The 6,888-nt window shown below is 52.8% G+C and carries 6 protein-coding genes; 4 read left to right on the forward strand and 2 right to left on the reverse strand.

The features are described 5' to 3' along the window. The coding region (locus AC1HCM_RS06380) for a lytic transglycosylase domain-containing protein (protein WP_479460935.1) at positions 1-1,004 on the reverse strand (1,004 nt) is incomplete at its 3' end. A gap of 50 nt (positions 1,005-1,054) precedes the next feature. Between AC1HCM_RS06380 and hemL the strand changes: the two genes are divergently transcribed. From hemL to purD, 4 genes are read left to right on the forward strand one after another with little or no spacing between them, the layout of a single operon-like run. After that, positions 1,055-2,329, forward strand: a complete 1,275-nt coding sequence (hemL, locus tag AC1HCM_RS06385; protein WP_479460936.1) for a glutamate-1-semialdehyde 2,1-aminomutase — start codon at positions 1,055-1,057, stop codon at positions 2,327-2,329. Then, complete coding sequence (locus AC1HCM_RS06390) at positions 2,329-3,276, forward strand: flippase-like domain-containing protein (protein ID WP_479460937.1); 948 nt, start codon at positions 2,329-2,331, stop codon at positions 3,274-3,276. The genes hemL and AC1HCM_RS06390 overlap by 1 nt, the downstream gene beginning before the upstream one ends. Beyond that, positions 3,249-4,592: an apolipoprotein N-acyltransferase gene (gene lnt, locus AC1HCM_RS06395; RefSeq protein WP_479460938.1), complete on the forward strand. Its 1,344-nt coding sequence runs from the start codon at positions 3,249-3,251 to the stop codon at positions 4,590-4,592. The genes AC1HCM_RS06390 and lnt overlap by 28 nt, the downstream gene beginning before the upstream one ends. 51 nt (positions 4,593-4,643) lie before the next feature. After that, on the forward strand, positions 4,644-5,918 hold the full coding sequence (gene purD / locus AC1HCM_RS06400; protein ID WP_479460939.1) for a phosphoribosylamine--glycine ligase: 1,275 nt from the start codon (positions 4,644-4,646) through the stop codon (positions 5,916-5,918). On the opposite strand, the gene AC1HCM_RS06405 is transcribed toward purD, so the two are convergent. Continuing rightward, positions 5,899-6,888, reverse strand: a 990-nt coding sequence (locus tag AC1HCM_RS06405; protein WP_479460940.1) for an AI-2E family transporter, incomplete at its 5' end; no start/stop codon positions are given. The genes purD and AC1HCM_RS06405 overlap by 20 nt on opposite strands.

Consider the following 6,888-nt stretch of genomic DNA (forward strand, 5'->3'; position numbering starts at 1 on the left):
GGCTTTTTGACAACCTTTGCAGTCCTCTTCAACTTTTTAATAAGGAGCTTATCAGCCGACTTCGGGGATGCATCCTTTACTAACTTCCTCGGTTCTTTAGGAGGAGATTTTTTAACCACCTTCCTGATAGTGGTTTCTTCCGGAAGGTAGAGAGATGCCCCCGCCGGCACATAGCTACCCCTTATGTGGGGGTTGAGGTCCCTGAAGGTGCTATGCTTTATTCCGAGCTTCGCGACGAGATTGCTGACCCTCTCTCTCCTATAGGATACAACCTTTCTTATGTTCAGACTGCTCATGGTTATGCCGAGCCCGTATCTGTGGGGGGCTCTCGCTATGAGGAGGGAGGCAAAGAAAGAGGGGACATACTCCCTCGTCTGGTCGGGGAGAGCCCACTTTGACCTCCAAAAGTTTATCCCTTCGGTCCTCCTGCTAACACAGCCCTCACCGCAGTTGTATGCCGCAAGGACGAGCTCCCAGCTTCCAAACCTCCTGTGGAGGTCCTTCAGATAGCTTGCAGCTGCCTCAGTGGACTTCAGAAGGTCAAACCTCTCATCAACCTCTCCATCAACCCTGAGCCCGTATCTCCTCGCTGTATCGGGCATAAGCTGCCATATTCCGGCGGCACCGGACCTTGATACTGCAAAGGGGTTAAAGCCGCTCTCTATCAGGGGAAGGAGGGAGAGCTCTTCGGGAAGACCCTTCTTGAGGAGGATGGGCTTTATGTAGGGTATATAGAGGTTAGCCCTTCTCAGGGCGAGTTCAAGGCTACGGGGGTCCTTCAGGAGCCTTCTCAGGTGCCTCTCAATATCCTCGTTCTTTGGTACATCTATTCCGAGGCGCCTCGCCTCCCGACTTATAAAGCCCTTCTCCTCTTCACTAAAGAGGAAGCTCCCCCTCTTGACAACCTCTACCTGTCTCTTTCCCTTGTGAAGGGCAACTTCCTTGACGGTTGGCGTGCACCCAAAGAGAGCCAACCCTCCCAGTAACAGAAGCAAGAGCCTCATTTCTATCAATTATAAGTTTCGGCACACCTTCAGGGGTTTATAATTTTTACATGAACAACGAGAGGATAATCACAGAAGCCTCAGAGGTACTGCCCGGCGGTGTCAACAGTCCCGTGAGAGCCTTCAAGGCTGTCGGTGGAAAGCCCATAGCCCTCGTAAAGGGAAGAGGAGCGAAGGTCTGGGATGCGGACGGAAGAGAGTACATAGACTTCCTCGCCTCCTGGGGACCTCTGATACTCGGTCATGCCCACCCTAAGGTGGTGAAGGCGGTGGAGGAGGAAGTTCATAAAGGGCTGTCCTTCGGGCTTACAAATCCCCACGAGGTGAAGCTCGCCCACCTCGTCGTTGAGATGGTTCCAAGCGTTGAGAAGGTCAGGTTCGTGAACTCAGGTACGGAAGCTACCATGTCCGCCGTAAGGCTCGCCCGGGGTGTGACTGGAAGGAAGTATGTTGTGAAGTTTGACGGCTGTTACCACGGACACTACGACAGCCTTCTCGTGAGTGCTGGTTCGGGAGTTGCTACCTTCGGCATACCGGGGACCCCGGGCATACCCGAGGAGATAGCTAAGTTAACCCTCGTGGTTCCCTTCAACAACAGGGAAGCGGTAGAGGAGACCTTCCGTAAATACGGGGAGGATATAGCCTGCCTGATAGTTGAGCCCGTACCCGGGAATATGGGAGTTGTTCCTCCGGAGGAGGGCTTTCTACAGTTTCTCAGAGAGATAACGAGGGAGTATGGCGCCCTTCTTATCTTTGATGAGGTCATAACGGGCTTCAGACTTGCCAAAGGGGGTGCTCAGGAGCTTTTTGGAGTTGAGCCAGACATAACCTGCCTTGGAAAGGTGCTTGGGGGAGGTATGCCCGTTGGAGCCTACGGAGGGAAGAAGGAGATAATGTCACAGGTGGCTCCAGAGGGACCCGTCTATCAGGCTGGAACCCTTTCGGGCAATCCGGTGGCGATGGTTGCCGGGGTCCAGACCCTGAAGGAGCTCAGAGACAGGGAGCCTTACGAAGAGCTTGACAGGAAGATGGAGAGGCTTTCGGAGGGTGTTGCGGGTCTGCTGAAGGACAGGGGCATAGCCCATAGGATAAACAGGATCGGCTCAATGATGACCCTCTTCTTCACCGACAGGGAAGTTAGGGACTTTGCCACAGCAAAGACCTCCGATACCGAGCTGTTTGCGAGGTTCTTCCAGAAACTCCTTAAAAGCGGTGTTCTCATACCACCTTCCCAGTTTGAGGCTTGGTTCGTCAGCACAGCCCACGAGGAGAGACATATTGACGAGGCTCTTGAGAAGATTTCCCAAGCGGTCAGGGAGCTCTGATGCGCAAGACCTTTACCTATGGCACCCTTTTGCTCGTTCTCATACTCCTCCTGAGCTTTTCCTACATCTTCTTCAAAACCTTCACCAAGGAGACCTTCTCCATTCTCATGAACCTGAAGAAGAGATACCTGCTCCTTTCCCTCTTCTTCCTCTTCCTCTACCACACCTTTGATAACCTGAGGCTCTTCGTCCTCTCAAGGGCGGTCGGCGTGAACTACTCCTTCCTTTACGGCTACATAATGTCCTTCGTTAACACCTTCGGCGCGACGGTAACGCCAGCCCACGTGGGAGGAGAGCTCGCCGCCGTGTACATGCTTCTGAGGAAGGGGGTTAGCGTTCACAAGGTTATGAGCATAGTGACGATGAAGGCTGTCTCGGGAGCTGTCTTCTTCCTGATAGGTCTTCCCTTCTTTCTCTGGCACCTTTACAAGAACCCTGAGCAGGTTCTGCCGGTCCTTGAGATATTTGCGGCTGTTGTCCTCGTTTTCGGGGCATCTTACTACGGGGTTAGATTCCTCATAAGGAAGAACAGGAACAAACCTTCGGTGGGAAAGGTGAGGGAGACCCTCAGGAGGTACGTAAACTACCTGCGGATCTTTGGTTACAAGAAGAAGTCCTACTTCTTAGCCTCTGTGGTCTCAAGCGTGCTCCTCTACGTCTCCTTCCTCCTTATAGCTCCTGCACTGGCAAAGTCCTTTGGCAAGGAGGAGAGCTTCCTTGAGATGTTCATAGCCCAGATAAGCCTAATATACGTGATATTCGTGAGTCCAACGCCCGGAGGAAGTGGTGTAGGTGAGCTCGGGGGTCTTGCCCTCTTTGCAAGCTTTATGGAGCCCTTTGAGATCGGAGCCTTCGTAATCCTGTGGAGGATAGTCAGCCAGTACATGAGCGCCCTGATAGGTGGTATCTTGTTTGCGATATGCTTGATAAAGGACCTGCGAAGGTAATAACTCCCCTCCTCATAGCCCTGTTCTTCTACCTCTCCTTTTCCAAGCTGAACCTCTGGTTCCTCATATTCCCCGCCCTCTTCCTGCTTCTGAGGTCAAGGGACTGGAGGCTCTGGCTCTCCTCTGGCTTTCTCTCCTTCTTCCTCTCCCTCCTATGGGTCAGGATAGCGATGATTGATTACGGGGAGGTCTTCCCGCCCATAGCCTACGCCCTCATCCTCCTTCTTGCTGGCTTCCTCTCCTTGATGCAGTTCGGCATAACCTACCTCCTCTGGAGGTCCTCGGGTTTCAAGCCTTTCCTTCTGCCTTTCCTCTGGAGCCTTGCAGAGGTTCTCAGGGCGAACTTCCCCTACGGGGGCTTTCCCTGGCTTCTGCTCGGGGAGCTCAGCGTTGATATACCTTTCTTTAAGTACTACCTCAGCGCAGGAGGGGTCTATCTCGGGAGCCTTCTCCTCTGGGTGCCAGCCCTCCTTCCCTTCCTTCGCAGGAATCTCAGGTACTCTGTCCTCATGCTCGTCCTCTTCCTCGTGCCCCTGCCCTTCTTAAGAACGGAGGCGGTCGTGCCAAGGGGTCTGAAGGTTGCGCTGGTGCAACCCAATGTTGATGAGAGCATAAAGCTGGACACGAAGAAGTTCTACGAATACCTGCCCCAGTACTGGGAGCTACTTGATGAAGTTCTTGAGTACAAGCCAGACCTTGTGGTTCTGCCTGAGTCAGCCTTTCCCTTTACTGCCAACCAGCTCTACTCAAGGGGAGATAAACTACTCAGCTACTCAAAGAGGGCTGTCATAGTTACCGGGCTGATAGACATAAGGCACTGGGAGGGCTTCAAGCCCTACAACTCGGTGTTCGTCCTTAAAGACGGGAAGGTGGTGGATTTTTACGACAAGGTGAGGCTCCTGCCCTTCGGGGAGTATGTTCCCTTTCCCTTCGGCTTCGTCAAGGATATATTCGGCGCTATTGCAGGGACGGACTACACACCGGGAAGTGGCGTCAGGTGCCTGAGAGTGGACGGAATAAAGCTCGCCACTCCCGTCTGCTTTGAGGTCTCTTACTACCATCTCGTGAAGGACTTCGCAAGGTGCGGGGATCTGATAGCAGTGCTGACCAACGATGGGTGGTTCAGGGACTCGGATGGGACCTACCAGCACCTGAGACAGGCAAGGGTGAGGGCTTTGGAAAACCGCAGGTACGTTCTCTGGGTGAACAACACAGGACCCTCCGCGGTTATCTCCCCTGATGGAAGGATTCTCAAAAAGATAGAGTACGGGGAGAAGGGCTACATAATCTTTACCTTCCCTCCCCCAACAAAGTGAGAAGCTTCTGAAACATTGCAATAGGGTTACATCTGTAAGATAATACTCTCCGTGAAGGTTCTCGTTGTTGGAAATGGAGGAAGAGAGCACGCTTTAGTGTGGAAGCTCAGTCAGAGTCCCCTCGTTTCGCAGATATACTGCGCAAGGGGCAACGCAGGTATATGGAAGGTTGCCGAGAAGGTAGATATCTCGCCAACGGATGTTGAAAGGCTCGCGGACTTTGCCTCTAAAGAAGGCATAGACTTTACTGTCGTTGGTCCGGAGGCTCCCCTCGTTGAGGGTATAACCGATGAGTTTGAGAAGAGGGGGCTGAGGATATTCGGACCATCAAAGGAAGCCTCCCGGCTTGAAGGTAGCAAAGCCTTTGCAAAGAGCTTCATGGAGAAGTATGGGGTGCCTACAGCCCAGTACGGTGTCTTTGAAGATCTTTCCGAGGCGGTCCAGTATGTTAGAGATGTGGGGGCACCTATAGTTGTTAAGGCGGACGGCTTAGCCTCAGGCAAGGGGGCTGTGGTTTGCTTCTCCGAAGAGGAGGCTATCCAGACTATAGTCGGCTTTATGAAGGAGGGAGTGCTTGGAGAGGCTGGAAAGAGGGTCGTCATAGAGGAGTTCCTTGAAGGGGAAGAGGCTTCTTACATAGTGATGGTGAACGGAGAGAAGTACGTTCCCTTGCCCACCTCTCAGGACCACAAGAGGCTCCTTGATGGAGACAGGGGTCCGAACACAGGCGGGATGGGAGCCTACTCACCCACACCCGTGATAGACAGCGAGATGGAGAAGAGGATAAAGGAGGAGGTCATTGAGAGGACCCTGAAGGGTCTTGCCTCAGAGGGGATATACTACAGGGGATTTCTCTACGCGGGTCTCATGATAACCTCCGAGGGACCGAAGGTCCTTGAGTTCAACGTAAGGCTTGGAGACCCAGAAGCCCAGCCCATCCTCATGAGGGTAGAGGGGGACTTTCTAAAAGCCCTCCTTGATTTCTATGAGGGAAAGGGGGTAAGCCTGAGCGAAGACCCGAGGTGGACGCTTGACGTTGTGATAGCCTCAAGGGGTTACCCCAAAAAGCCCGAGAAGGGAAAGGTTATAGAGGGGCTTGAGGAGGCTGAAAGGCTTGAGGGCGTGGTTATCTTCCACGCTGGGACCGACATAAGGGACGGGAAGGTGGTTACCAACGGGGGAAGAGTTCTCAACGTCTGCGCCTACGGGAGCACGCTCAGAGAGGCTAAGGAAAGAGCATACAGCGCTGTTGAGAAGATTCACTTTGAAGGCATGCACTACAGAAGGGATATAGGGGATAAAGCCTTCAGGTATCTTGACCGATAATCCTTCTCTCATATATTTTGAATAAGGCAAAGAGGGTTGTGAAGATTATCGGTCCCAAGAAGAGCCCTATGAAGCCGAACTTCAAGAGACCTCCTATGGTTGAGAAGAAGAGGACAACGTAGGGCATCTCTATACCCCTCTTTATTATCAAGGGACGGACGAAGTTGTCCATGCTTGAGATTATAAGCACGCCCCAGATACCCAGAAATACCGCCTGCCATGTTCCAAGCTGGAAGAAGCTGTAAACCGCGAGGGGAAACCATACGGCGGAGGCTCCGAAGGGAGGGATGAAGGCAGCGAAGAAGGTCAGGGCGCTCCAGAAAAGGGCAAACTTCAGACCTACTATGGAGTAGGCAACGAGCGAAAAGAGTGCCTGCAGGAGGGCTGTTCCGATTGAGCCGTAAACAACGGCGAGAACCGTCCTGTAAATGGTGCTCAAAATACTGCTTAGGTCTTCGTCCTGCATGGGCACGAGCTTCTCAATACGCCTGAGGATACCGGGACCATCCCTGAGAATGAAGAAGAAGGTTATCAGGAAGACGAAGATGTAAAAGAGGTTTCTCCCTGCGGTAAAGGCTAAGTGCCCTATCTTATCTCCCATGAACTTGAGAAACCTGTTCAGGGACTCAGCCGCAACGTTCCTTACCTCCTCCCTCTTCAGGAACTCAATCACAGGCGAGAGGTCTTCAATGTGTTCCTTTACAAAGGGAAGCGCCTGCAGGGACTCAAGCACATCCCTGTAGCTGTGACTCTGAAAGTAGAGCACGAGCCTCTGGGTTATATCAACAACCTGCTGGAGCAGGAGGACGCTCACCACACTCATGGGAACTATCAGGAAGAGAAAGACGATGAGGCTCATCAGGAATGCGGAGAGGGTTCTGCTCTTTATAGCCCTCTCTATGGAGCTGTGCACCGGATAGAGGACTATACCTATGACTATAGCCCACATTATGGGAACCGCGAAGGGAAG

The sequence above is a fragment of the Hydrogenivirga sp. genome (assembly GCF_056450045.1).

Coding starts and splice junctions, on each gene's coding strand:
- hemL (WP_479460936.1), top strand. CDS start 1,055: ATGAACAACGAGAGGATAATCACAGAAGCCTCAGAGGTACTGCCCGGC.
- AC1HCM_RS06390 (WP_479460937.1), top strand. CDS start 2,329: ATGCGCAAGACCTTTACCTATGGCACCCTTTTGCTCGTTCTCATACTC.
- lnt (WP_479460938.1), top strand. CDS start 3,249: ATGCTTGATAAAGGACCTGCGAAGGTAATAACTCCCCTCCTCATAGCC.